The 380-nt window shown below is 62.9% G+C and carries 1 pseudogene; it reads left to right on the top strand.

Features of this window, described 5'->3' with window-relative positions:
- Positions 1-32: 32 nt before the first annotated feature.
- Positions 33-380 (top strand): annotated as a pseudogene (locus GQB03_RS22710) (hypothetical protein); the annotation flags it as partial.

Here is a 380-nt window from a genome sequence, read left to right as displayed (position 1 = left end):
TCTCGATCAGTCAGCTGTGCCGGTGGTTTGAAGTGCCCCGTCGCACCTTTTACTACCAGTCGGTGAAGGCCCCGCCGAAGGTGCAGGCTCGCTTTGCCGAACCGATCAAGGCGATGATCGAGGACAACCCGTCCTTCGGCTATCGGACCGTGGCCCACCTGCTCGGTTTCAACAAGAACACCGTGCAGAGAGTGTTTCAGCTGCGTGGCTGGCAGGTCAGGAAGCGTCCGGTTGGGTTTCGGCCACGGATTGAAGCACGGCGTTCGCGAGCCTCTGAGCCCAACGAACGCTGGGCGACGGATCTGTGCCGTGTTTGGGCGGGCCGTGACGGCTGGGCCACGCTGGCGCTGGTAATCGACTGCTTCAGCCGGGAGCTGCTG

It is taken from the genome of Cognatazoarcus halotolerans, assembly GCF_009800965.1.
Taxonomy (GTDB): Bacteria; Pseudomonadota; Gammaproteobacteria; order Burkholderiales; family Rhodocyclaceae; genus Cognatazoarcus; species Cognatazoarcus halotolerans.
Note: the sequence above shows the minus strand (reverse complement) of the source record. Positions and strands in the feature narration are given on the sequence as shown.